Here is a 474-nt window from a genome sequence, read left to right as displayed (position 1 = left end):
ATCCGAACCCTCATTGGGGGTTCGGATCTTTCTGGTTTCTGGGTGGGCGGTCGCGGTTGAGTGGTCGCGGTTGACGTCGATGGTGAACTCGCGACGGATCCCGCCGGTGTCGGCGCCCGTTCCGGCTGTAACACGCTGTCCGCCCCGCAAGGCGCCCCGTGTCAGCACCAGGCACCCCGTACAGCACTGCATTTGCGATGCTTTCGGTCGGCCAGTGGGGTGGACAGCGTGTTACAGCAGCGCCGTAGTCCGCCGCCGTGAGATCTGCCCGAACGGGTAGCCCGCGCTTCGTTGAAGTCCCCGGCGAGGGGTGCGACAGTCGGATCCATGGCGCTCGCCGGGCACCAACACGGTGCCGACCCTGAACGACAGGACGCCCCCGCCCGCGAGACGACAGCGGGCCGGACGCCGCAGGGTGTGCTGGCCCTGCAACGCACGGCGGGCAACGGCGCCGTGGCCGGACTCCTGGGCGTC

Origin of the sequence: Nocardioides sp. CPCC 206348 (assembly GCF_048654705.1) — a bacterium.
Taxonomy (GTDB): domain Bacteria; phylum Actinomycetota; class Actinomycetes; order Propionibacteriales; family Nocardioidaceae; genus Nocardioides.
Note: the sequence above shows the minus strand (reverse complement) of the source record.